General features: G+C 70.2%; 20 protein-coding genes and 1 riboswitch. Of the genes, 14 read left to right on the forward strand and 6 right to left on the reverse strand.

Annotated elements, in window-relative coordinates; genetic code table 11:
* The first annotated feature begins 80 nt into the window (after positions 1–80).
* The 8 genes from QQM67_RS03365 to QQM67_RS03400 all read left to right on the forward strand — a co-directional run bounded on the left by QQM67_RS03365 (position 81) and on the right by QQM67_RS03400 (position 7632).
* The gene (locus tag QQM67_RS03365; protein WP_399065229.1) at positions 81–731 is read left to right on the forward strand and encodes a sigma-70 family RNA polymerase sigma factor; all 651 of its coding nucleotides are present in this window, start codon (positions 81–83) and stop codon (positions 729–731) included.
* Complete coding sequence (rsrA, locus tag QQM67_RS03370) at positions 728–1081, forward strand: mycothiol system anti-sigma-R factor (protein WP_314171994.1); 354 nt, start codon at positions 728–730, stop codon at positions 1079–1081. Before QQM67_RS03365 ends, rsrA begins: the two co-directional genes overlap by 4 nt.
* A 267-nt stretch (positions 1082–1348) precedes the next feature.
* Entirely contained in the window at positions 1349–2848 is a 1500-nt protein-coding gene (locus QQM67_RS03375; protein WP_314171995.1) for an HD-GYP domain-containing protein, read from the forward strand.
* Positions 2845–4092, forward strand: coding sequence for an HD-GYP domain-containing protein (locus QQM67_RS03380; RefSeq protein WP_314171996.1), 1248 nt, complete (start codon positions 2845–2847; stop codon positions 4090–4092). Before QQM67_RS03375 ends, QQM67_RS03380 begins: the two co-directional genes overlap by 4 nt.
* Before the next feature lie 172 nt (positions 4093–4264).
* Entirely contained in the window at positions 4265–5263 is a 999-nt protein-coding gene (locus QQM67_RS03385; protein ID WP_314171997.1) for a tetratricopeptide repeat protein, read from the forward strand.
* A 102-nt stretch (positions 5264–5365) separates the two neighbouring features.
* On the forward strand, positions 5366–6025 hold the full coding sequence (def, locus tag QQM67_RS03390) for a peptide deformylase (RefSeq protein ID WP_314171998.1): 660 nt from the start codon (positions 5366–5368) through the stop codon (positions 6023–6025).
* Between the two features lie 188 nt (positions 6026–6213).
* Positions 6214–6966 carry a D-Ala-D-Ala carboxypeptidase family metallohydrolase gene (locus QQM67_RS03395; RefSeq protein ID WP_314171999.1) on the forward strand — a complete coding sequence of 251 codons (753 nt, stop codon included), beginning with the start codon at positions 6214–6216 and terminating at the stop codon, positions 6964–6966.
* Positions 6967–7101: 135 nt separating this feature from the next.
* Positions 7102–7632, forward strand: a complete 531-nt coding sequence (locus QQM67_RS03400; protein ID WP_314172000.1) for a hypothetical protein — start codon at positions 7102–7104, stop codon at positions 7630–7632.
* A 98-nt stretch (positions 7633–7730) separates the two neighbouring features.
* Here the strand turns inward: QQM67_RS03400 and QQM67_RS03405 are convergent, their stop codons facing one another.
* The 6 genes from QQM67_RS03405 to QQM67_RS03430 all read right to left on the reverse strand — a co-directional run bounded on the left by QQM67_RS03405 (position 7731) and on the right by QQM67_RS03430 (position 15124).
* Positions 7731–8783 carry a ribonucleotide-diphosphate reductase subunit beta gene (locus QQM67_RS03405; RefSeq protein WP_314172001.1) on the reverse strand — a complete coding sequence of 351 codons (1053 nt, stop codon included), beginning with the start codon at positions 8781–8783 and terminating at the stop codon, positions 7731–7733.
* Positions 8783–11284, reverse strand: a complete 2502-nt coding sequence (locus QQM67_RS03410) for a ribonucleoside-diphosphate reductase subunit alpha (RefSeq protein ID WP_399065058.1) — start codon at positions 11282–11284, stop codon at positions 8783–8785. Before QQM67_RS03410 ends, QQM67_RS03405 begins: the two co-directional genes overlap by 1 nt.
* Positions 11285–11452: 168 nt before the next feature.
* Positions 11453–11595, reverse strand: a riboswitch (cobalamin riboswitch).
* Between the two features lie 45 nt (positions 11596–11640).
* Positions 11641–12141: a GNAT family N-acetyltransferase gene (locus QQM67_RS03415; protein ID WP_314172002.1), complete on the reverse strand. Its 501-nt coding sequence runs from the start codon at positions 12139–12141 to the stop codon at positions 11641–11643.
* Between the two features lie 78 nt (positions 12142–12219).
* On the reverse strand, positions 12220–13839 hold the full coding sequence (gene mctP, locus QQM67_RS03420) for a monocarboxylate uptake permease MctP (protein ID WP_314172003.1): 1620 nt from the start codon (positions 13837–13839) through the stop codon (positions 12220–12222).
* Entirely contained in the window at positions 13836–14129 is a 294-nt protein-coding gene (locus QQM67_RS03425; protein WP_314172004.1) for a DUF3311 domain-containing protein, read from the reverse strand. The genes mctP and QQM67_RS03425 overlap by 4 nt, the downstream gene beginning before the upstream one ends.
* Positions 14130–14326: 197 nt before the next feature.
* A complete protein-coding gene (locus tag QQM67_RS03430) occupies positions 14327–15124 on the reverse strand; it encodes a GntR family transcriptional regulator (protein WP_314172005.1) in 798 nt (265 codons plus the stop codon).
* A gap of 331 nt (positions 15125–15455) precedes the next feature.
* Here QQM67_RS03430 and QQM67_RS03435 point away from each other — a divergent pair, with 331 nt between their 5' ends.
* The 6 genes from QQM67_RS03435 to QQM67_RS03460 all read left to right on the forward strand — a co-directional run bounded on the left by QQM67_RS03435 (position 15456) and on the right by QQM67_RS03460 (position 23543).
* Positions 15456–16724, forward strand: coding sequence for an extracellular solute-binding protein (locus QQM67_RS03435; RefSeq protein WP_314172006.1), 1269 nt, complete (start codon positions 15456–15458; stop codon positions 16722–16724).
* A gap of 120 nt (positions 16725–16844) precedes the next feature.
* On the forward strand, positions 16845–17843 hold the full coding sequence (locus tag QQM67_RS03440) for a carbohydrate ABC transporter permease (protein ID WP_314172007.1): 999 nt from the start codon (positions 16845–16847) through the stop codon (positions 17841–17843).
* Between the two features lie 44 nt (positions 17844–17887).
* Positions 17888–18709, forward strand: a complete 822-nt coding sequence (locus QQM67_RS03445; protein WP_314172238.1) for a carbohydrate ABC transporter permease — start codon at positions 17888–17890, stop codon at positions 18707–18709.
* Positions 18710–18879: 170 nt separating this feature from the next.
* The gene (locus tag QQM67_RS03450; protein WP_314172008.1) at positions 18880–20460 is read left to right on the forward strand and encodes a glycoside hydrolase family 3 protein; all 1581 of its coding nucleotides are present in this window, start codon (positions 18880–18882) and stop codon (positions 20458–20460) included.
* Between the two features lie 94 nt (positions 20461–20554).
* The gene (locus tag QQM67_RS03455) at positions 20555–21655 is read left to right on the forward strand and encodes an SIS domain-containing protein (RefSeq protein WP_314172009.1); all 1101 of its coding nucleotides are present in this window, start codon (positions 20555–20557) and stop codon (positions 21653–21655) included.
* Between the two features lie 406 nt (positions 21656–22061).
* Positions 22062–23543, forward strand: a complete 1482-nt coding sequence (locus tag QQM67_RS03460; RefSeq protein ID WP_314172239.1) for a sensor histidine kinase — start codon at positions 22062–22064, stop codon at positions 23541–23543.
* The last annotated feature ends 122 nt before the right edge of the window (positions 23544–23665 follow it).

A 23665-nucleotide genomic window follows, 5' to 3' on the forward strand; every position in this document is an offset into this window, starting at 1 on the left:
GGGCGGCGCGCGGAATGGAACGTCGTCTATTCTCCGATTCGGGCGGGTCCGCGACCGGGCTCGCCGGAGCATCGGAGGAGGTGGTTCCGGTCACCGGGACCGAAGACGGCGGGAACGCCGGGCAGGAGACCGAGGCGGAGCGCAGCGCCCGCTTCGAGCGGGACGCGCTGAACTACCTCGACCAGATGTACTCGGCGGCCCTGCGCATGACGCGTAACCCGGCAGACGCCGAGGACCTGGTGCAGGAGATGTACGCGAAGGCGTACGCCTCGTTCCACCAGTTCCGGGAAGGCACGAACCTCAAGGCGTGGCTGTACCGGATCCTCACCAACACGTTCATCAACTCCTACCGGAAGAAGCAGCGCGAGCCCCAGCGCAGCGCTGCCGAGGACATCGAGGACTGGCAGCTCGCGCGTGCCGAGTCGCACATGTCGACCGGGCTGCGCTCCGCCGAGGCGCAGGCTCTCGACCACCTGCCGGACTCCGATGTGAAGGAGGCCCTTCAGGCCATCCCGGAGGAGTTCCGCATCGCGGTGTATCTCGCGGACGTCGAGGGGTTCGCGTACAAGGAGATCGCCGACATCATGGGGACACCGATCGGCACGGTCATGTCCCGGCTGCACCGCGGCCGGCGGCAGCTTCGCGGCATGCTGGAGGACTACGCGCGTGACCGGGGCCTCGTTCCTGCCGGAGCCGCGCAGTCGCACGACGGGAAAGGCTCGGGCTCATGAGTTGCGGAGAGCCGCACGAGACGGACTGCTCCGAGGTGCTGGACCACCTCTACGAGTACCTGGACCGGGAGATGCCGGACAGTGACTGCGAGAAGTTCAAGGAGCACTTCGAGGAGTGCTCGCCCTGCCTGGAGAAGTACGGCCTCGAGCAGGAGGTCAAGAAGCTCGTCAAGCGCTGCTGCGGCCATGACGACGTGCCGTCCGACCTGCGCTCGAAGGTGATGGGCAGGATCGAGCTGATCCGCGAGGCCGAGGCCGCGGGCACCGAGGTACCGGGCGCGCAGGAGCCGGAGGCCGAGCCGTCGGCGTCGCGGCGCGGGTCCGCCCCCGGGCGCAAGAAGTACGCCTGACAGAAGTACGTCTGACGAGGGCGGGAACGGACGCGGGGGCGAAAGCGGGGTGCGTGCACGCACAGCGGCGTGCACTGCACCGCACGCCGTGCCGACTGCCCTTGCCGGTACGGGAGTTGGGCGCCGCGCTGCCCCGACTTTCAATTCCGTCTCACTCGAACGCGTGAGAACTTCCCGTCCCGTGCGGACCATTGAGCCGTTGAGGCCCCACTGGAGCCCCAGCCGTCCTATTCTCCCCTTCCAGCGTGGTACGGGGAGGAGTTTCCGATGCGTGCAGGGCGAGCAGGCCTGCCGTGGGCGGCCCGTGGGCTCATCGCGGTCGCGGCGTCGGGCGCGCTGTGCTGTGCGGCCCCCGCGCTGCTGAACCTTCCCCGCCTCGAATGGGGCGTCCTGCTGCCGCTCGCCGCGCTCTACGCGATCTGCGAATTCGCCCCGCGCTGCCCGCTGATGGGCCACAAGGTCCCGGGCAACATGGGCGCCTTCTTCCCCGTACTGCTGACAGGCGCCTTTCTTCTTCCGCCCGCGGCGGCCGCCCTCGTGCCGCTTCCGGGGGCGCTGATCGGACGTGTCGAGCCGCGGCACGCGGGGGCCCGCCGTGTGTGGCACGCGGCCCAACTGGGCCTCGCCGCCTGGGCGTCCGCGCAGATCTGCGTGCTGCTGGGCGTCGGTCTCTCCGGCCCGGCGCCCGGTGCGGCGCACATCGCGGCGGGTTTCCCGGACGTGCTGTGGGGCGCGGGCGCCGCCGCGCTCACCATGTGTGCGGTGGTCACCCTGCTCGACGGCGCCGTCCTCGTCGCCGCGGAGAGGTGTGCGCTGCGCTCGGCATGGCGCGGCCAGTTCCAGCGGGCGGTGGCGCCCCATCTGCTGCACGGATTCGTCGGGTTGATGATGGCCGTGCTGTGGCGCAGCCCGTACGGACCGGCCGCGGCCTTCTTCGTACTGCTGCCGATGTACATCTGCTGCTGGGTGTTCGCGCAGTACCACCGCGAACGCGGCGCGCACCAGGCCACGATCCGCGCGCTCGTGCAGGCCGTCGACATCAAGGACCGCTACACGCGCGGCCACAGCGAACGGGTCGGCCGCGCGTCGGTCCTGATAGCGCGCGAACTCGGCATGGACGACGAGCGGACCGAGGCGCTGCGCTTCGCGGGCATCCTGCACGACGTCGGCAAACTCGGCGTGCCCACCCGGCTGTTGCGCAAGGACGGACCGCTCACGCCCGAGGAGCGGCAGGTCATCGAACTGCATCCGGAGTACGGGCACGAGATGGTCCGGGGCATCGGCTTCCTCGGCGAGGCGCGCGCGGCGATCCTGCACCACCATGAGCGGCTGGACGGCAGCGGCTATCCGTACGGGCTCTCCGGCGACGAAATCCCCGAGTTCGCAAGGGTGGTGGCGGTCGCCGACGCCTTCGACGCGATGACGTCCACGCGCAGCTACCGCAGCGCACGGTCGGTGGGGACGGCGGTGGCCGAGCTGAAACGGTGCGCCGGCTCGCAGTTCGACCCGCGGATGGTGTGGGCGCTGGCCCGGGCCCTTGAGCGGCAGGAGTGGTCGCCCGCCGTCACGGCGGACCGTCCGGGCGGAAACGTACCGGCAGGCGGAAACGTACCGGCGGCGCGCGAGCGCGGTGAGGTGGGCGACGGCCTTCAGGTCACCGAGCTCACCGATGGCGCCGAGGCCGCCCATGCCGCCAACGGCGCAGGCAGCGCCGCCGGTTCGGCTCTCACCGCCGAGCAGGCGGGCGCGGGGCGGCGCCCGTCATGAGGTACGTCATCGCGGCGAGCCGCGTCGCGGCGGTCCTCCTGGCCTGTGTGGCGCTGGGCTTCACGGCGTGGCGCGGGCTCGAACAGCCCTGGGTGGCGCTGGCGTTCGCGGCCGTCATCGCGGTCGGCGAGTCCGCGCGCGTGCAACTGCCCGGCCACGGTCACGACGGCCGCGCCCCGACGAGCGCGCCCCTGGGCGCCGCGGGCGCCCTCGGCTACGCGCTCCTCGGCGAGGTCGCCGGACGGAACACCTCGCACGGAGCGCTTCAGGTCGTCGCCGTCGTGGTCGTCGCGGCGCTGGCCGGGAACGCGCCCCGCGCGATGAGCAGCGGCCCGTCCCTCGAACTCGACGACGCGATACGAGGGCTGCTCGCCATCGGATTCGCCGCCACCTGCTTCCAACCCCTCTACACCTCCGGCGCGTTGGCGCACTGGGTGGGGCCCGGACCGTACTACGCGCTCTGCCTGCTCGCCGTCACACTGCTGACCGGTCTGTGTGACGTGGTGCTGGCGGCCGTCTTCGCAGCGGGCGGCACCGGCAGGCCTGTCGGGCCGCTGCTGCGCGGTCAGCTGCGCGCACGCATCGGCATAGCGCCGGCGATCGGCGCGACGGGCGCGGTGATCGCGCTCGCCGTCGCCGTCGCCGGGCTGTGGGCGCTGCCCGTCTTCTGCGTGCCGCTGCTGCTCACGCAGTTCTCCTTCCGCCGCTACGCCTCCGTACGTGCGACGTACCGGCAGACCATCGCCTCGCTCGCGCGCTCCACCGAAGTGGCCGGTTACACCCCGCACGGACACGCGCGCAGGGTCGCCGAGCTGAGCTGTGCGGTCGGGCGCGAGCTGGGGCTGACCGATCCCGAACTCACCGTGCTGGAGTACGCGGCGCTGATGCACGACATCGGTCAGCTCTCCCTCGTGGATCCGGTGGCCTCGGGTGCCACCGAAGCGCTCGATACCGAGCAGCAGCGCCGGATCGCACTGCTGGGCGGCGCGGTGGTGCGTCAGACGGGCGTGGCCTCCGAAGTCGCCGTGGTGGTGGAGCGGCAGGCCGAGCCCTTCCGTGAGCAGCCACTCACGGCCCGTATCGTGCGCGCGGTCAACGCGTACGACGACATGGTCGCCGGGAAGGCTTCCATGGAGCGGTCGTTGCGGGCGCTGGAGCGGCTCAGGCTGGGGTCCGCGCGCGACTTCGAACCACGCGTCGTGGAGGCCCTGTCACGCGTGGTGTCGCGCGGGACGACGGGGTGAGCCCGGGTAGTGAGCAGGCCCCCGCGCGGGCATGGTTGGATGCGAGAGGGGAACCCCGAACGGGGCGGAGCCCGTGCTCACACGGGGCGCGGGCGGCCGGACGACAAGGCGCCGGAAGCAGGAGCGAGCGCGAGAGCAGCCGAGCAACAGGCGGGAATCAGGCGGGAACATCGTGAGGATCTTCGGCAGGGTGAGGCACCGTCCCTCCGCCTCGTGGCGGCAGGCGACGGATCGTGCCTTCGCACTCATCGGAGACGGGCGCTACGAGGACGCGGACGAGCTCCTCACGCAGGCCGCGGATCTCGAGCCGTGGCTGTCGGAGTCCTGGTTCAACCTCGCGCTGCTGCACAAGTTCCGGCACGACTGGGAGCAGGCCCGCACCGCCGGTCTGCGCGCCGTCGCGCTGCTGGAGCGGCAGACCGGCGCTCCCGACTGGTGGAACGTCGGCATCGCCGCCACCGCGTTGCAGGACTGGCCGCTTGCCCGGCGCGCCTGGCAGGCGTACGGGCTCCGCGTGCCCGGGCAGTCACAGACGGCAGCGGTCGCCGAGCCGACCGGGATGCAGCTGGGCAGCGCGGCCGTGCGGCTCTCGCCGGAGGGCGAGGCCGAGGTCGTGTGGGGGCGGCGCATCGACCCGGCGCGGGTGGAGATCCAGAGCATCCCGCTGCCGTCCTCGGGGCGCCGCTGGGGCGAGGTCGTGCTGCACGACGGAGTGCCGCACGGCGAACGGACCACGGCCGGCGGCCCGAGCTACCCGGTCTTCGACGAGATCGAGCTGTGGGCGCCCTCGCCCGTACCGACGTGGGTGGTGCTGCTCCAGGCGGCGACGGAGGCCGACCGGGACGCGCTGGAGCGGCTGGCCGCGGACGCCGGCTTCGCCGCCGAGGACTGGTCCTCGTCGGTGCGGCTGCTGTGCCGTACGTGCTCGGAGAGCAGGATGCCCGCGGACGAGGGCGACGGCTCCGCGCACGTCGACCCGCACGACCACAGCTCACCGGGGCATCCCGGGCCCCTGGGCCATATGACCCCCGGTGGGCCGGGCGAACTGTGGGCGCCCGAGCGCGAGTGCGGGCTGGCGGCTCCGGAAGGTCTCGTACGGGGTCTGCTGGACAGCTGGGCCGCGGACAGCCCGGACAGCCGCGAGTGGCGCGATCTCGAAGAGGTCTGCTGAACCCGGAAGAGATCCGCGACCGATGGCGGGCCGTCCGGCCTGCCCTGCCTCCGGCTACGCTGTGGGGCGACGGTTCACGTGGCGAGGAAGGCAAGCGGCGGGATGGCGCGACAGCAGCAGGAGATCAGCGGGGAGTCCGTGGCGGGGGCGGGTGCCACGTCCGGTTCCGGCTTCGTGGACGACACCAGGGACTGCGAGGCGCGCGAGAACGCCCACCGCGAGCGCGGCACCGCGCGTCCCATCACCGTCGTGGGAAACCCGGTGCTGCACAAGGAATGCCGAAACGTCACCTCCTTCGACGACGAACTGGCCGCGCTCATCGACGACATGTTCGCGAGCCAGCGCGCGGCGGAGGGAGTGGGCCTCGCGGCGAACCAGATCGGCGTCGACCTGAAGGTCTTCGTCTACGACTGCGTCGACGACGAGGGCGTGCGGCACGTCGGCTCCGTCTGCAACCCCGTGCTGGACGAACTGCCCGCGGAGCGCCGCAGCCTGGACGACTCCAACGAGGGCTGCCTGTCGGTGCCGGGCGCGTACGAGGCTCTCGCGCGCCCCGACTACGCGGTCGTGCGCGGCCAGGACGCCGAGGGCAAGCCCATCGCCGTCGAGGGCACCGGGTACTTCGCGCGCTGCCTCCAGCACGAGACCGACCACCTCTACGGCTACCTCTACATCGACCGGCTCTCCAAGCGGGAGCGGAAGAGCGCCCTCCGGCAGATGGCCGAGGGCACGCCGCGGTACGAGACGGTGCCCAACGACTGAGCGTGATCAGGGTTTTGAGGTGACTCGCCGTCCGGTGCCCGTGGCACCGGGCGGCGAGTCTCTTTCCGCGCGCGTCCGCGGCACCGCCATTCAGTGGCCAAGTCCATTGGCATTTCCTGGCAGTTGTTGACGCGTTCCCTTTGTCACGACAAGCTCTGGGGTCACTCCCCACACTCCATGGAGGCACCATGCCCCGACGTACGGTCAGGACCGTACTGGCTCTTGTCATGGTCGCGGCAGCTGTTCTCACGGGTTCGGCCGCCGTCGCCGCGGCGGGCCCGGCCGCCGCCGCGGACGGCTGCTTCACCTGGAACCGCGACCTCGCCGAAGGCGCTTCCGGGGACGACGTCAAGGAGCTCCAGGTCCGGGTCTCCGGCTACCCGGCGAGCGGTGAAGTCATCGCCGTCGACGGTGAGTTCGGGCCTGCCACGAAGGGCGCCGTCACCCGCTTCCAGCAGGCGTACGGGTTGAGCGCGAGCGGCAAGGCCGACGCCGCCACGTACAACAAGATCTACGAGTTGCAGGACGACGACTGCTCTCCGGCCCACTTCGACTTCGGCGAGCTGAACAACTGCAACTCCGACTGGAGCGGCGGAGCCGTCGGCGCCGCGGAGGCCAAGTCCAACGCCCTGCGCACCATGTGGAAGCTGGAGGCCCTGCGGCACGCGCTGGGCGACCAGTCGATCCGGGTCACCAGCGGATTCCGGTCCAAGGCGTGCAACGACCAGGTGGGCGGGGCTCCTTCGAGCCGTCATCTCTTCGGCGACGCGGCCGATCTCGGCGCCGGACCGCACTCGCTGTGCACGCTCGCCAAGGAGGCGCGCAACCGTGGCTTCCACGGCATCCTCGGGCCGGGCTACCCGGGTCACGACGACCACACGCATGTGGACCACCGCTCCAGCAAGTACTGGGACGCCCCGGACTGCGGCGTCACCTCCTGAGACCCGGACTCCTGAGGCCCGGACTCATGAGGTCCGGATTTTGAAGGCCCGGTCTCGTGGTCCCGACCGCCTGAGGTCCGTGAACGTCCGTCAACATCAACTCCTGCTTCATTCCAGGAAGGAAACCAACCCCCCATGAACAGAAAGATCGCCCTGCGGGCGGCAGTCGGCGGTTCGGCGATGGCGCTCGCCATCTTCTCCACCGCCTACGTGGCGGACGCCACGACCGCCGAGCCCAAGGACACGGGCGCCCTTGCCAAGATGAGCCACTCCGCGGCGGCGAAGAAGCTCGGCGACGCGGGCATCGGCATCACCTCCAGCGGCGGCTGCTCGGACCGCAACAACTCCAGCTGCACCTCGCTGGACCAGGTCAACTCGGAGACGATCGACGGCGCGGTCACGCTCAAGGGCGCCAGCAAGTGCGACCTGACGGTCACGGGCGGAACGGAGACGGGGCACGCGAGCGGCACGTACAGCCACTGGAACGGCTACAAGCTCGACTTCCACATGACGAGCTGCCTGACCAACTACGTCAAGAACACCTTCACTTCCATCGGTGGAAACAAGTGGAAGTCCGGCTCGGGGAACATCTACTTCGACGAGGGCAACCACTGGGACGTCACGTTCCACAACTGCGGCGGCTGCCTCGACGGCGGCAAGGGCTGAGGCGGGACGCGGCACGCGGGGAGAGAACGAGGGGGCCGCACCGGCAGTGCGGCCCCCTTCCGCGTTCCGTGAGCGGTCGCGGCGGTGGCGGAGCCGGATCAGAACTCGTCGTCAAAGGCGACCGAGCCCTCGACTGCGACCTGGTAGGCCGATGCGCGCCGTTCGAAGAAGTTGGTCAGCTCCTGCACGTTCTGCAACTCCATGAACGAGAACGGGTTGCGGGCCCCGTAGCGGGCCGGGAAGCCCAGCCGGACGAGCCGCTGGTCGGCGACCGCCCGCAGATACTGCTCCATCGATTCGGTGTTCATGCCCGGCAGGCCGTCGCCGCACAGGTCGCGGGCGAACTGGAGCTCCGCCTCCACGGCCTCCTCCAGCATCTCCGTCACCTCCTTCTCCAGTTCCGCGTCGAAGAGTTCCGGCTCCTCCTCGCGGACGGTGTCCACCACGTCGAACGCGAAGGACATGTGCATCGACTCGTCACGGAAGACCCAGTTGGTCCCGGTGGCCAGGCCGTGCAGCAGCCCGCGGGAGCGGAACCAGTAGACGTACGCGAACGCGCCGTAGAAGAAGAGCCCTTCGATGCACGCGGCGAAGCAGATGAGGTTGAGCAGGAAGCGGCGCCTGTCCGAGCGGCTCTCCAGCCGGTCGATCCTCTCGGCGCCCTCGCCCTCGTCGAGCGCGGCCATCCAGCGGAAGCAGAACTGCGCCTTCTCCCTGATGGACGGGATGTTCTCGACGGCCGCGAAGGCCTCCGCCCGTTCGTCCACATCGGGCAGATACGTGTCCAGCAGCGTCAGATAGAACTGGACGTGCACCGCCTCCTCGAAGAGCTGCCGGGAGAGATACAGGCGCGCCTCGGGGGAGTTGATGTGCTTGTAGAGGGAGAGCACGAGATTGTTCGCCACGATCGAGTCACCCGTCGCGAAGAAGGCGACGAGACGGCTGATCATGTGCTGTTCGCCGGGCGTGAGCTTGGCGAGGTCGGCGACGTCGGAGTGGAGGTCGACCTCCTCCACGGTCCAGGTGTTCTTGATGGCGTCGCGGTAGCGGTCGTAGAAGCCGGGGTAGCGCATCGGGCGCAGCGTCAGCTCGAAGCCCGGGTCGAGCAGGTTTCCGGCGGGGCCGCTGTCGGTGTTCTTGGCGCTGGTCATTACTGGCATGCCTCGCAGGACTCGGGGTTCTCCAGGGAGCAGGCGGCCGCCGCCTCGTCCTGTGCGGACGGGCGGGGCCGGGCGCCGGGCACGGCGGAAGCGTCGCCGGGGGCGGCTGAGGCGGCGGCTCCGGCCGACGCGTCCGCGCCGCCGCCCCTGCCCCCGTCCCCGCTGCCCGCCGCGCGCGCGATCCGCGTCGCCGGGCGCGAACGCAGGTAGTACGTGGTCTTGATGCCGCTCTTCCACGCGTACGCGTACATCGAGCTGAGCTTGCCGATCGTCGGCGACGCCATGAACAGGTTCAGCGACTGGCTCTGGTCGAGGTACGGGGTGCGGGCGGCGGCCATGTCGATCAGGGAGCGCTGCGGCAGCTCCCACGCCGTGCGGAAGAGCCCGCGCACCTCCTCCGGGATGCGCTGGAGGTCCTGCACCGAGCCGCTCGACTCGCGCAGCTCCTCGCGGGTGCGCTCGTCCCACAGCCCGAGGCGCTTCAACTCGGCGACCAGATAGGCGTTCACCTGGAGGAACTCGCCGCTGAGCGTCTCCCGCTTGAAGAGGTTGGAGACCTGCGGCTCGATGCACTCGTAGACCCCCGCGATCGCGGCGATGGTGGCCGTCGGCGCGACGGCGAGCAGCAGCGAGTTGCGCATCCCGGTGCGGGAGACGCGGTCGCGCAGCGCCGACCAGCGCTGCGGCCAGGCCGGTTCGGCCCGCGGATAGTGGTCGGGGTGCAGCACGCCGCGCGCCGTACGGGTCTCCTGCCAGGCCGGGAGCGGACCGTGCCGCTCCGCGAGCTGCGCGCTCGTCTCGTACGCGGCCAGCATGATCCGCTCGGAGATTCGGGTGGACAGCTCGCGCGCCGCGGCCGAGTCGAAGGGCAGCCGCATCCGGAAGAAGACGTCCTGGAGGCCCATCACGCCCAGACCGACCGGCCGCCAGCGGGAGTTGGAGCGCTCCGCCTGCTCCGTCGGATAGAAGTTGACGTCCACGACCCGGTCGAGGAACGTCACGGCCGTACGGACGGTGGCGTCCAGGCGCTCCCAGTCCATCCCGCCCGCCTCGTCCAGATGGGCCGCGAGATTGACGGACCCCAGGTTGCACACGGCCGTCTCGCCGTCGTCCGTGACCTCCAGGATCTCCGTGCACAGATTCGACGAGTGGACGATGCGCCCCGGTTCAGCGGTCTGGTTCGCGGTGCGGTTGGAGGTGTCCTTGAACGTCATCCAGCCGTTCCCCGTCTGCGCGAGGGTGCGCATCATGCGCGCGTACAGCCTGCGGGCGGGCACCTTGCGGACGGCGCGGCCTTCCGCCTCGGCCGTGCGGTAAGCGGAGTCGAACTCCTCGCCCCACAGGTCCGCGAGCTGCGGCACGTCGACGGGCGAGAACAGGGACCACTCGGCGTCGGCCTCCACGCGGCGCATGAACTCGTCCGGAATCCAGTGCGCCAGGTTGAGGTTGTGCGTGCGCCGCGCCTCCTCGCCCGTGTTGTCGCGCAGTTCGAGGAACTCCTCGATGTCCGCGTGCCAGGTCTCCAGATAGACGCAGGCGGCGCCCTTGCGCCTGCCGCCCTGGTTCACGGCGGCGACGGAGGAGTCCAGCGTCCGCAGGAACGGCACGATGCCGCCGGAGTGGCCGTTCGTCCCGCGGATCAGCGAACCGCGGGCGCGGATGCGGGAGTAGGGCAGGCCGATGCCTCCCGCGTGCTTGGAAAGGCGCGCCACCTGCTGGTAGCGCTCGTAGATCGAGTCGAGCTCGTCCTTCGGCGAGTCCAGCAGATAGCAGGACGACATCTGGGCATGCCGCGTACCGGAGTTGAAGAGCGTGGGGGAGGAGGGGAGATACGCGAGGGAGCTCGTCAGCGCGTACATCTCCGCGACCTCGCCGGCGGCCTCCGGGGACTCGTCCGCGGCGAGCCCGCAGGCGACGCGGAGCAGGAAGTGCTGCGGGGTCTCGATCACCCGGCGGCTCGTGGGGTGACGCAGCAGATAGCGCGAGTGGACCGTGCGGAGGCCGAAGTACCCGAAGCGGTCGTCCGCTCCGCCGGCGACCGCGGCCTCCACCAGGGCGTCCAGCCGCTGCGCGTGCGCCCGTACGAACGCGGCCGTGCCGTCGGCGATCAGACCCTCGCGGTGCCCCGTGGCGATGGACGAGGAGAAGGACACCACGCCCTCGGCGCCCGCCTCGTCCCGGATGGAGAGCGTGAGCAGGCGCGCCGCGAGCTGCGAGTACGCTGGCTCCTCGCCGATCAGCCCGGCGGCCTCCTCTGCCGCGAGCGCCCTCAACTCGGCCTCGCCCGCGCCCTGTCGGCGTCCGCGGAGAACCGCCGCCGCGACCCGCTCGGCCTCGGTGCCGGGAAGGCCGTCGGTCAGCTCGGTGAGGGTGCGCAGCAGCGCGCCGTGCTCGTCGGGCGAGGCCGCGGAGGCGGCGGCCCGTGGAGGCGCGGACGCGCCGGCTGCTGATGCGGCGGCGGCTGCGGGTGCGGCTGCGGGTGCGATGGTCACGGGATGTGCTCTCCCTCGCTCGGATCAGGTCACCGGCTCACCGTGGGAGCGCACGCGGCGGGCGCGCGAGGGCATGCCGCGTCGAAACGGCGAAACGCACACCCTGCGGCGTCCACCGGCCCAACCCTCGGGACCCGGACGTCATTCGGCACGGCCGGCAGGCACTCGGACTCGCGACGGCGGCTCGCGGCGGCTCCCGGCAGGACCGGGCGGCAGAACAGAGCAGCACATCGCATACCGTTGCGGGACAGTTCCGGATTCACACCGGATTCCCCTGCGCGACAGCGAGCACGAGCATACATCTAGTGGCGAGTTCTGCCAGTCGCCACCACATCTTGTGCCGGGCGAGTCCGATTTCACAGTTCGAGGGCGAACGCGTGGAGCGCGAGGCCGGGAAGCGGCTCCCAGTCCCGCTCCGGGACGCGGACGAAGCCCAGGCGTCCGTAGAGCCGTTGGGCCGTCGTCATCCCGTCATGGCTACAGAGCAGGAGCCGTCTCAGGCCGCGCTCACGGGCCCGCTCCACGCACGCGCGCACCAGGGCCTCGCCGGCTCCCCGCCCGCGCCCCTCGTGCCGCACCGCGAGCATGCGGAACTCGCCCTCGCCCTCGCCCGCGATGTCCGCGTACTCCCCGCCGTCGCCGACGAAGGAGACCGTGCCGAGCACCGAGTCCGAGGCCGTGTCGACGGCGACCAGCACCTCCGTGTGCTGCGCGCGGCGCCGCGCGGCGCGAAGCTCCTTCAGATACGGGTCCTCTTCGCCGAAGTCCAGCAACCCGTCCGCGAGATAGGCCTGTGCGGTCAGCTCGCCGACGGCCTCCAGCTCCTCGTCCCGCGCCGGTCTGATCGTGATGTCCATGGAACGAGCATGCCGCGCCCCACTGACAACCGGGCTGTCAGCGGGGCGCGGGCGATGTTCAGCTGGGTGGTGCGGCACTCACTTCGCGCCGGTCGGAGAGGGCAACTCCTCCTGTACGCCGGGGTCTCCGGCGTCCGCCGTGTAGTCCGACGCGCGCGTCTCGTCCACGCCGTCGGGCGCCTTCACGGCCCGCAGCACGAACGTGAGCGCGATCGCGACGACCGTGTTGAGCACGAAGGCGGTCAGGCCGATGTACCCCATCTCCCCGATGCCCGGGATGATGTCGTTGGGGCCGCCGAAGTGCTTCTGCACCGGCGAGGAGACGCCGTACGCGGTCAGCGTGCCGTACAGCATGCCCACGGCCCAGCCGCCCAGCAGCGCCCACCGGTGGAACCAGCGCGTGAAGAGGCCCCCGACGAGGGCCGGGAACGTCTGAAGGATCCAGATGCCGCCCAGCAGCTGGAAGTTGATCGCCACGGTCTTGTCCATGCCGAGCACGAAGATCAGAGCGCCGACCTTCACCAGCAGCGAGACGAGCTTTGAGACCTTGGTCTCCTCCGCCGGTGTCGCGTCGGGCCTGAGGAAGTCCTTGTAGATGTTCCTGGTGAAGAGGTTGGCCGCCGCGATCGACATGATCGCCGCCGGTACGAGCGCGCCGATGCCGATGGCCGCGAACGCGACGCCCGCGAACCAGGCCGGGAACATGTTCTCGAAGAGCTGCGGGATGGCCAGCTGCCCGTTCGTCACCTTGATCCCCGCAGCGATCGCCATGAAGCCCAGCAGTGCGAGCAGGCCCAGCATCAGCGAGTACAGCGGCAGGATCGTGGTGTTCCGCCGGATCACGTTGCGGCTGCGGCTGGAGAGCGTCGCGGTGACCGAGTGCGGATACATGAAGAGCGCGAGCGCCGAACCGAACGCGAGCGTGGCGTACGCCCACTGGTTGGGCGAGCTGGTTACGACCTCGCCCTTGGGCTTCCCGGTGGCCGGGTTGGTCTGCGAGAGCGCGTCGCCGGCCTTGGCGAAGATGTCGTCGAATCCGCCCAGTTTGATGGGGATGTAGATGATCGCCACCGCGATGACGATGTAGATCAGCGTGTCCTTGACGAACGCGATCAGCGCCGGAGCCCGCAGCCCGGACGAGTAGGTGTACGCGGCCAGGACCGCGAACGCGATCAGCAGCGGCAGGTCCTTGACGAACCAGTGCGTCGACTCGCCCCCGCCGATGCCCATGACGTCCAGCACCGACTGGATGCCGACGAGCTGAAGCGCGATGTACGGCATGGTCGCGAGGATGCCGGTCACCGCGACGGCCAGCGCCAGCGACTTGGAACCGAATCGGCCGCGAACGAAGTCCGAGGTCGTCACGTAGCCGTGCCGGTGCGAGACGGACCACAGCCGCGGCAGGAAGGTGAAGATGAGCGGATACACGAGGATCGTGTACGGGACGGCGAAGAAGCCGGACGCACCGGCCGCGTAGATCGCCGCCGGCACCGCCACGAACGTGTACGCCGTGTACAAGTCGCCGCCGAGCAGGAACCAGGTGACCCAGGTGCCGAAGCTCCGCCCGCCCAGGCCCCATTCGTCGAGGCTGTCGGCGTTCTCCGCCTTGCGCCAGCGCGCTGCGAGGAATCCCATCGCCGTGACGAGCAGGAAGAAGAAGACGAAGACGGCCAGTGCGACGCCGTTCACGCCGTTCATCGGGCACCGTCCTCTCCGCGGGCGCTCCGCCGCCGGGCCTCGTCACGCTTGACGAGCTTGTACGCGATCACCGTCAACGCGGCCGAGATCAGCACCCAGGCCATCTGGTACCAGTAGAAGAACGGCATTCCCGCCAGGGCGGGTTCTGTACGCGAATAGGAACCGACCCACAGGAGTGCGATGAAAGGGATGAACAGGCACAGCCCGATGACGACTCGTATCGGCGTGATGAGGGGGCCTCGCGACTGAGACTGCGGTTCGGTCTCGGGTGTTTCGGGTGGCGCTGCCATGCCTCGGCTCCGTCCGTCGGTTTTCTCCTGCGAGACGCGCAGGAAATCTAAACGAGCGGTTCGTGCCCCGTCACTACCTGCACGGATAACGGAACAGCACCTTTTGTTTCGTGGGGCACGCGGTGCGCGACGCCGTCCGTGCACAAGCCGGGCCTGCTCTGCGGCTGTTCGTGCCCTCTCGTCCCGTATGAGCCGTATCAGCTGGTCTGTTCGTGGCGCGGGCGTTGAAGATTGGCGACGAACTTGTAGCGGTCGCCCCGGTAGACGGAGCGGACCCACTCCACGGGCTCCCCGTCGGTGTCCAGGGAGTGCCGGGAGAGCATCAGCATGGGCAGGCCGACGTCCGTGCCGAGCAGGCCGGCCTCGCGCGGTGTGGCCAGCGAGGTCTCGATGGTCTCCTCGGCCTCGGCGAGATGGATTCCGTACACCTCGGCCAGCGCGGTGTAGAGCGAGGTGTACTTCACCAGGCTGCGCCGCAGTGCCGGGAAGCGCCGCTGCGAGAGGTGCGTCGTCTCTATGGCCATCGGTTCGCCGCTGGCCAGGCGGAGCCGCTCGATGCGCAGCACGCGACCGCCGGCCGGGATGTCGAGCGCGTGGGCGAGGCGGTCGTCGGCGGTCACATAGCCGATGTCCAGCAGCTGCGAGGTCGGTTCGAGGCCCTGTGCGCGCATGTCCTCCGTGTACGAGGTGAGTTGCAGCGCCTGGGAGACCTTGGGCTTGGCGACGAAGGTGCCCTTGCCTTGGATGCGCTCCAGCCGTCCCTCGACGACGAGTTCCTGGAGGGCCTGGCGCACCGTCGTACGCGAGGTGTCGAACTCGGTCGCGAGCGTGCGCTCGGGAGGGACCGGAGTGCCGGGCGGCATGGTCTCCGTCATCTCCAGCAAGTGGCGCTTGAGCCGGTAGTACTTGGGCACGCGAGTGGTCCGCGCGCCGCCGTTGCCGCTTCCCGACTCCGGCTCTGCCGCGGCTGTGACCGCGCCCCCGTCCGTACTCATGGCTCGCCTTCCCGTTCGTGTCGTGCTGCCGTCACCGGCTTCCTCCGTGTGCGTGGGCCGTGCCGAGTGGCCTGCTTCCGGCTCCGGTTGCGGCACCGGACGCGGCGGTGTTGCCGGTGGTGTTCCGGCCTCCGCCCGCCGTTCCGGGTGAACTTCGAGCTCACATCGTGGCACGGGGTCGGCGCTGCGGGACTCCCGCGCCCAGATGTCGTTCCGATAACGGAACGCGCGGCTCGCTTTCTGCGCCGTTGACACGGCTATAGGTCTAGGCCAAGCTGCGGACTGGTCTAAACCATTAGATCAGTACACCAGGCGGTTGGGGAGGATGGCCGTGAGACGAGGACTCATCGCCGCGACGGGAATCGCGGCTCTGATGGCGGGTGTTGCGGCCTGCGGGCCCGGCGGTGAGGAGAACTCCGGCGCCGACGGCTTCAAGGGGCAGACCCTGACCCTGTGGGCGATGGACGGTTCCACGCCCAAGCAGTGGGAGAAGGACGTCAAGGCGGCCTTCGAGAAGAAGACCGGCGCCAAGCTCAAGCTCGAAGTCCAGCAGTGGAACGGGATTCAGCAGAAGATAACCACCGCTCTCTCCGAGCCCGAGCCGCCGGACGTCATCGAGGTCGGCAACACGCAGACTCCCGCGTACGCGAAGACCGGCGGGCTCTCCGACCTCGGCGACCTGAAGAAGAGCATCGGCGCCGACTGGACGGAGTCCGTCAACAAGTCGTCCGTCTACGGCGGGAAGCAGTACGCGGCCCCCTGGTACACGGTCAACCGCACCGTCGTCTACAACAAGCGGATCTGGGCGGAGGCGGGCATCGACAAGCCGCCGAAGACACGTGCCGAGTTCTTCGACGCGCTCGACGCCATCGAGAAGAAGACCGACGCCGAGCCGCTCTATCTCCCCGGCCAGAACTGGTACTTCTTCGACGGCCTCCTCATCGGCAAGGACGCCGACCTCATCAAGAAGCAGGGCGGCAAGTGGGTCTCCAACCTCGCCGATCCCAAGGTCGGTTCGGCGATGAAGCTCTACCAGAAGTACGCGTCGTACTCCGACGCCCCCAAGGACAAGGACGAGGCGACCCCGCAGCAGGCCGAGGTCTTCGCCAAGGGCAAGACGGGCGCGTTCATCGGCCTCGGCTGGGAGGCGGCTACGGCCATCGAGGCCAACCCGAAGATCGAGAAGGACATCGGGTACTTCACCATCCCCGGTGAGTCCGCGGACAAGCCCGAGGGCGTCTTCCTCGGCGGCTCCAACCTGGCCGTCGCCGCGGGCAGCGAGAAGCAGGAACTCGCAAAGGAGTTCCTCAAGATCGCGCTGTCGGACAAGTTCGAGGGCGCGCTCGCCGAGGAGGGCGGCGTCATCCCCAACAAGGCCTCACTCCAGAAGAAGGCCGAGGGCAACCCCGCGGCGAAGGCTGCGGCCCCCGCCGTCGCGGACGGCGGCCTGACGCCGCTCGTCCCGCAGTGGGCCGCCGTGGAGAACCCGCCGAACCCGGTGAAGCGCTATATGACCGCCGTACTCAAGGGCAAGTCGCACGCGGCCGCGGCCCGGTCGGTCGAGCACGAGATCAACAAGAGGCTCTCGCAGAAGCAGTGACGCCCCGCCGGGCTGCCGGGGTGCGGGCAGTCGTGTTGCCGGAGGGGGCGGCACGACTGCCGGCACACCGGCAGCCCGGGCTCTTCGACATGCGAGCCGACCCTGCGAGCTGGAGCAGAGATGTCAGTGCAGACACACGAGGCGCCCCCGCCGGTGCGGCCCGAACCCCGCCCCGAGCGGCGCGGGGAGGGTCCGCGCGGCGGCGGCCGGCGCCGCGCGCACGGGCGGGGGAGCGGCGGCGGGCTGCCGTATCTGCTGCTGCTTCCGGCGCTCGCGGCCACCGCCGTACTGCTGGGCTGGCCGCTGGTGATGAACGGCCTGCTGTCGTTCCAGAACCTCAACATGACGCAGCTGATCCAGCACGTCACCGAGTGGGCCGGAACGGACAACTACCGCGCCACGCTGGGCAGCGGGGACTTCTGGCGGGTCACCCTGCGCTCGGTGCTCTTCACCGCCGTGAACGTCGCCGTGATCATGCTGTTCGGCACACTGACCGGGCTGCTGCTCGCCCGCCTCGGGCCGCGCATGCGGCTGCTGCTCTCCGCCGGTCTCGTGCTGGCGTGGGCGATGCCCGTCATCGCGGCGACCACCGTCTACCAGTGGCTGTTCGCACAGCGCTTCGGCGTCGTCAACTGGGTGCTCGACGCCCTCGGGTTCCACTCGATGGCCGGTTTCAACTGGACCGGCGGGCAGATGTCGACGTTCTTCGTCATCTCGCTGCTCGTCGTCTGGACATCCGTCCCGTTCGTCGCGATCAATCTCTACGCGGCGACGACGACCATCCCGAAGGAGTTGTACGAAGCGGCGGCACTGGACGGTGCGAGCGCCGCGCAGAGCTTCGCGACGGTCACGCTTCCCTTCCTCAGGCCCTTCCTCCTGGCGACGACGTTCCTCGAAGTCATCTGGATCTTCAAGGCGTTCCCGCACATCTTCGCCATCAACGAGGGCGGCCCGGACCGTCTCACCGAGACGCTGCCCGTCTACGCATTCGTCGAGGGGGTCGGGAACCAGCACTACGGAACGGGCGCCGCCATCTCCGTCCTCACCATCGTGATCCTGCTGGCGCTGATGTCGTACTACCTGCGCATCGCGATGCGCCAAGAGGAGGACGAGAAGTGACGGCGAAACCACTGCGGCCGCGTGCGCGGCCCGGCGGCCGTGCCCTGACCTGGGCGGCCGTGTGGCCCAACGCGACGGCGCTCGTGCTCTTCGCGGGCTTCGTCTTCCCCGTGTACTGGATGTTCAGCACGGCGTTCAAACCGAACAGCGACATCGTCAGCGAAAGCCCCGTCTGGTTCCCGTCGCGGCCCACGCTGGAGCACTTCGCCACCGCGGTACAGGCGGACAACTTCCTGACGCTGGTGCGGAATTCGGTCACGGTGACGCTGCTCGCCGTCGGATTCGCGCTGCTCATCGCGCTGTTCGCGGCGTTCGCGCTCGCCCGCATGCGCTTCGCGGGGCGGCGGAGCATCATCCTCACCTTCATGGTCGCGCAGATGGCGCCGTGGGAGGTCATGGTCATCGCGATCTACATGACCGTGCGGGACGCCGGGATGCTCGACAGCCTCGTGCCGCTCACGCTCTTCTACACGGTGATGGTTCTGCCGCTGACCGTCCTGACGCTGCGCGGTTACGTCGCCGCCGTACCGAAGGAGCTGGAGGAGTCGGCGATGGTGGACGGCTGCGGGCGGGTCCAGGCGTTCCGCAGGGTCATCTTCCCGCTGCTGGCGCCGGGCCTGATGGCCACCTCGCTCTTCGGGTTCATCACCGCCTGGAACGAGTTCCCGATGGTGCTCATCCTCAACAAGGACGCACAGGCCCAGACACTGCCCCTGTGGCTCTCCGGATTCCAGACCGCGTTCGGGGACGACTGGGGCGCCACGATGGCCGCCGCCTCGCTCTTCGCCCTGCCGATCCTGCTGCTCTTCCTCTACTTGCAGCGCAAGGCCGTCAGCGGGCTCACCGCCGGCGCGGTGAAGGGGTAGCCGTGAGGAGACGGATGTGACCGGACGGCCGTGAAGTGACGGCCGTGAAGCGACAGCCGTGAAGAGGCGGCTGTGAAGGGATGAATGGAGCCAGAAGGGACAGGTGAGGCCCGAGCACCCCCCGGCAGATCTCCCAGCGAAGGGCCATCAGTGAAGGGACAATGCGCCACATGACCACGCTCGCAACCGGCACCGAGAGCCTCACCCGCGACGCCCTCACCGTGCTCCAGCCAGGCTTCACCGGCACCAGCGCACCCGACTGGCTGCTGCGGCAGCTCGGCGAAGGGCTCACCTCCGTGGGCCTGTTCGGACGCAACATCGAATCGCCGGAACAGCTCGCTGCGCTCACCGCGCAGCTGCGCGAGGTCCGGCCCGAGGTGCTGGTCGCGATCGACGAGGAGGGCGGGGACGTGACCCGCCTGGAAGCGCGTACGGGCTCCTCCTTCCCCGGAAACCTCGCCCTCGGCCACGTCGACGACCCGGCCCTCACCCGCGCCGTCGCCCACGAACTCGGCCGCCGCCTCGCGGCCTGCGGAGTCAACCTCAACTGGGCGCCGTCCGCCGACGTCAACTCCAACCCGGACAACCCGGTCATCGGCGTGCGCTCGTTCGGCGACGAGGCGCGGCTGGTCGCGCGCCACACGGTCGCGTACGTCGAGGGGCTCCAGGCGGCCGGCGTCGCCGCCTGCGTGAAGCACTTCCCGGGGCACGGCGACACCGCCGTCGACTCCCACCACGCGCTGCCCCGCATCGACGCCGGCATGGACACCCTGCGCGAGCGCGAACTCGTACCGTTCCAGGCCGCGATCGACGCGGGCGCCAAGGGCGTGATGAGCGCGCACATCCTGCTCCCCGCCCTCGACGAGGCACTGCCGGGCACGCTCAGCTCCGCCGCGCTCATGGGCCTGCTACGCGCGTCACGGGAGGACGGCGGACTCGGCCACACCGGCCTGATCGTCACCGACGGCATGGAGATGCAGGCCATCTCCGGCACCTACGGGCTCGAACGGGGAAGCGTCCTCGCCGTCGCCGCGGGAGCCGACGCGCTCTGCGTCGGCGGGGGACTGGCGGACGAGGAGACGGTGCTGCGGCTGCGTGACGCCCTCGTACGGGCCGTGCACGACGGCGAGTTGACGGAGCAGCGCCTGGCGGACGCCGCCGCACGGGTACGGGCGCTCGCGCGCTGGACGAGCGGTGCCGGCCCGGCGGCGCCCGAGCCCGCGCCCACTGAGGCCGACCGCGCGGGCGACGGCGCGGCCGGAGGCGTCGGCCTCGAAGCGGCGCGCCGCGCGCTGCGGATCACGCCCGCCGGTACGCGCTCCCACGAACCGCTCACCGGGGCGCCGTTCGTCGCCGCGTTCACACCCACCGCGAACATCGCCGTCGGCGGTGAGACCCCGTGGGGCGTCGGCCCCGAGCTGGCGCGGCTGCTGCCCGGCACCGCCACCGCCATGTACGGCGCCGCCGACGCGGACGCCGCCGCCGGCGGAGCGTCCGGGCTGGCGGCAACCGTGCTCGCGGATGCGGCGGACCGTAGGATCGTCGCCGTGGTTCGCGACGTGCACCGTCATCAGTGGATGGCGGACGCCCTGGACGCTCTGCTCGCGTCACGCCCGGAGACCGTCGTGGTCGAGATGGGAGTGCCGCAGGCGGCGCCCGCCGGTGCGCTGCACATCGCCACCCACGGAGCCGCCCGCGTGTGCGGACGGGCAGCCGCCGAGGTCATCGCCGGTGAGACCACCGGCGGCTGACACCCGGCGCCGGCCGGCCGCGTCGTCCCGTCCGTCCACCCGCTCGCGCGTCACCGCACCCAGTACCCGACACCTCACAACGGAGGCAGCCAGCATGTCCGCCACGCCGGCATCGACACCCGAGCAGTCTTCGTCGACGGGCCGGCTCGGCGGCGCGCCGGGCCAGGTCATGTCAGGCGAGATGGCCGAACAGCCGGCCGTACTGCGCCGGATCCTCGACGAGGGAGCGCCGAGGATCCGTGAGATCGCCGAGGAGGTCGCGGCCCGCAGCCCCCGCTTCGTGCTCCTGACGGCACGGGGTACGTCCGACAACGCGGCGCTCTACGCGAAGTATCTGCTGGAGATCCTGCTGGGCAAGCCCTGCGGTCTGACCTCGATGTCCACGACCACGGCGTACGGGGCGAGGCCGGACCTCACCGACTGCCTCGTCATCACGGTGAGCCAGTCGGGCGGCTCCCCGGACCTCGTCGCTTCGACGAAGGCCGCCCGCGAGGCGGGCGCGCTCACGCTCGCGGTGACGAACAACCCCGCCTCGGCGCTGGCGGAGGTCAGCGAGTTCCACATCGACGTGCTCGCGGGCGCCGAGAAGGCGCTGCCGGCGACGAAGACCTACACCGCCGAACTCCTCGCGCTCTACCTCTTCGTGGACGGCATGCGCGGCGGCCAGGGCGCGGGCAAGGCCGAACTGCTGCCGGATCTGGCGCAGTCCGTGCTCGACCGCCGGGCGGAGGTCAAGGCGCTCGCGGGGCGCTACCGGTTCGCCGAGCGCATGGTGCTCACCTCCCGCGGCTACGGCTACCCGACGGCGAAGGAGGCGGCGCTGAAGCTGATGGAGACCAGCTACATCCCCGCCCTGTCGTACTCGGGAGCCGATCTGCTGCACGGCCCGCTGGCGATGGTCGACAACATCTCGCCGGTCATCGCCGTCGTGACGGACGGCAAGGGCGGCGAGGCGCTTCAGCCCGTGCTCGAACGGCTCCGCGACCGCGGCGCCGACCTCGTCGTCATCGGCGGCGGAGAGGAAGTGGCCCGCGCCTCCGCGGGCTTCGCCCTCCCCACGGAGGGTCTCCCGGAGGAGCTCCAGCCGATCCTCGAGATCATCCCGCTCCAGATGCTCGCGTACGAGGTCACCATCGCCCGCGGCCAGGACCCGGACGCACCGCGTGCGCTGGCCAAGGTGACGGAGACCCGCTGAGCGCGGCCCGTCAGTACGCGGGGAGAAGCGGCCCGTACAACACGTCGGGCCACGGTGCCGGAGCGGGACCCTCAACCCGCCCGGCACCGTAGCCCGATGCCGGAGACCACGGCGCAATCAGGGCAGACGACGCCCGGGTCTCTCTCCGCTCTCCTGTGCGGGGAGAGCAGAAGCCTTGTTACTACGGGTTCATTGTGGACTAGACCACTCCTGTCTGTCCATGCCATCGCCGATATTCATCACGAGACGACGAAGACCGGGTGGCTTCCGCAACGGATTTCGTCGCGTCGTGAGTGGATCCGCGCAGGCGTCCGCGGAAGGCGCACGGAAGCCGCACAGAACGGGCACGCGAGCGGCCCGCCGCCGCACGGCTCGCCCCGCCGGTAGGCTCGCCGCCGTGCCCTCCATGAACGACCTCGTACGTCAGCACACGGCCCTCTCGGACACCGACCTGGAGTGGCTGCACCTGCTGATCTCCGAGTGGCAGCTGCTCTCGGACCTCTCCTTCGCGGACCTCGTGCTGTGGGTGCCCACGCGCGACGGCACGCGCTACGTCTCCGTGGCCCAGATGCGGCCCAACACCGGGCCCACGTCCCACCAGGACGACATGGTGGGCCACCTCGTGCCGCGCGGCCGGCGGCCCCTGCTCGACGCCGCGCTGGACGAGGGCAGGATCGTGCGCGAGGGCGACCCGGAGTGGCGCGAGGAGGTGCCCGTACGGGTCGAGTCCATCCCGGTGTGCAGGGAGGGCCGCGTCCTCGGGGTCATCGCGCGCAACACCAACCTGCTGACGGTCCGCACCCCGAGCCGCCTCGAACTCACGTATCTGCAAAGCGCGTCCGACCTCGCCCAGATGATCGCGGCGGGCACCTTTCCCTTCCCCGGGCAGCAGCTCGACATCGACCACCTGCCGCGCGTCGGCGACGGTCTGATCCGGCTCGACGCCGACGGCGTCGTCCAGTACGCGAGCCCCAACGCCCTGTCCGCGTACCACCGGCTCGGGCTCGCCACCGAGATCGTGGGGCTGCACCTCGGGCAGGTCACCGCCGAACTCGCCCCGTCGCGTGCCCCCGTCGACGAGGCGCTGGTGAAGCTCGCGAGCGGCTGGGCCCCGCGCGGCGCGGAGGTCGAGGCCAAGGACTGCGTCGTGCAGTTGCGCGCCATTCCGCTCGAACCCAAGGGCAGCCGCATCGGTTCGCTCATCCTGCTCCGTGACATCACCGAGGTGCGTCGCCGCGAGCGCGAGTTGATGACGAAGGACGCCACGATCCGCGAGATCCACCACCGGGTGAAGAACAACCTTCAGACTGTCGCCGCGCTGCTGCGTCTCCAGGCCCGCAGAATGGACTCCGACCGTGGCCGCGACGCGCTCAACGAGGCCGTACGGAGGGTCGGTTCGATCGCCATCGTCCACGAGACGCTCTCCCAGACCCTCGACGAGAGCGTCGAGTTCGACGAGATCGCCGACCGGGTGCTGGCGATGGTGGCCGAGATCTCGCCAGGCCGCGTGACCGGCCATCGCACGGGCCACTTCGGGGTGTTGGAGGCGGAGGTCGCCACCCCTCTGTCCATGGTGCTGACGGAGGTGCTCCAGAACGCCCTGGAGCACGGCTTCGGTCCGGGCGAGCAGGGCACGATCGAGGTCGGCGCGGTGCGCACCGCCGCCAAGGGCAAGGAGCAGGGCCGGTTGCTGGTCACCGTCCAGGACGACGGACGAGGCCTGCCCGACGACTTCGAGCCGAAGCACACCGGCAACCTGGGGCTGCAGATCGTACGGACGCTGGTCGAGGGCGAGTTGGGCGGCGAGTTCGACATGCTCCCCGCACCCGTGCGCGGCACCCGCGTGGTCTTCGACCTCCCGGTCTCGGTCGAGAAGCGCGAACGCTGAGCCGGGCGAGCCGTGTTGGGGGAGGCGCTCGACGCATCGAGGAAGACGTATCGAGACGGAAACGTGTCGGGACCGAAACGCTGAGCCCCGGACCTCGAAGGTCCGGGGCTCGGGTTCTCTAT

Origin of the sequence: Streptomyces winkii (genome assembly GCF_032248595.1) — a bacterium.
GTDB classification, from domain to species: Bacteria; Actinomycetota; Actinomycetes; order Streptomycetales; family Streptomycetaceae; genus Streptomyces; species Streptomyces winkii.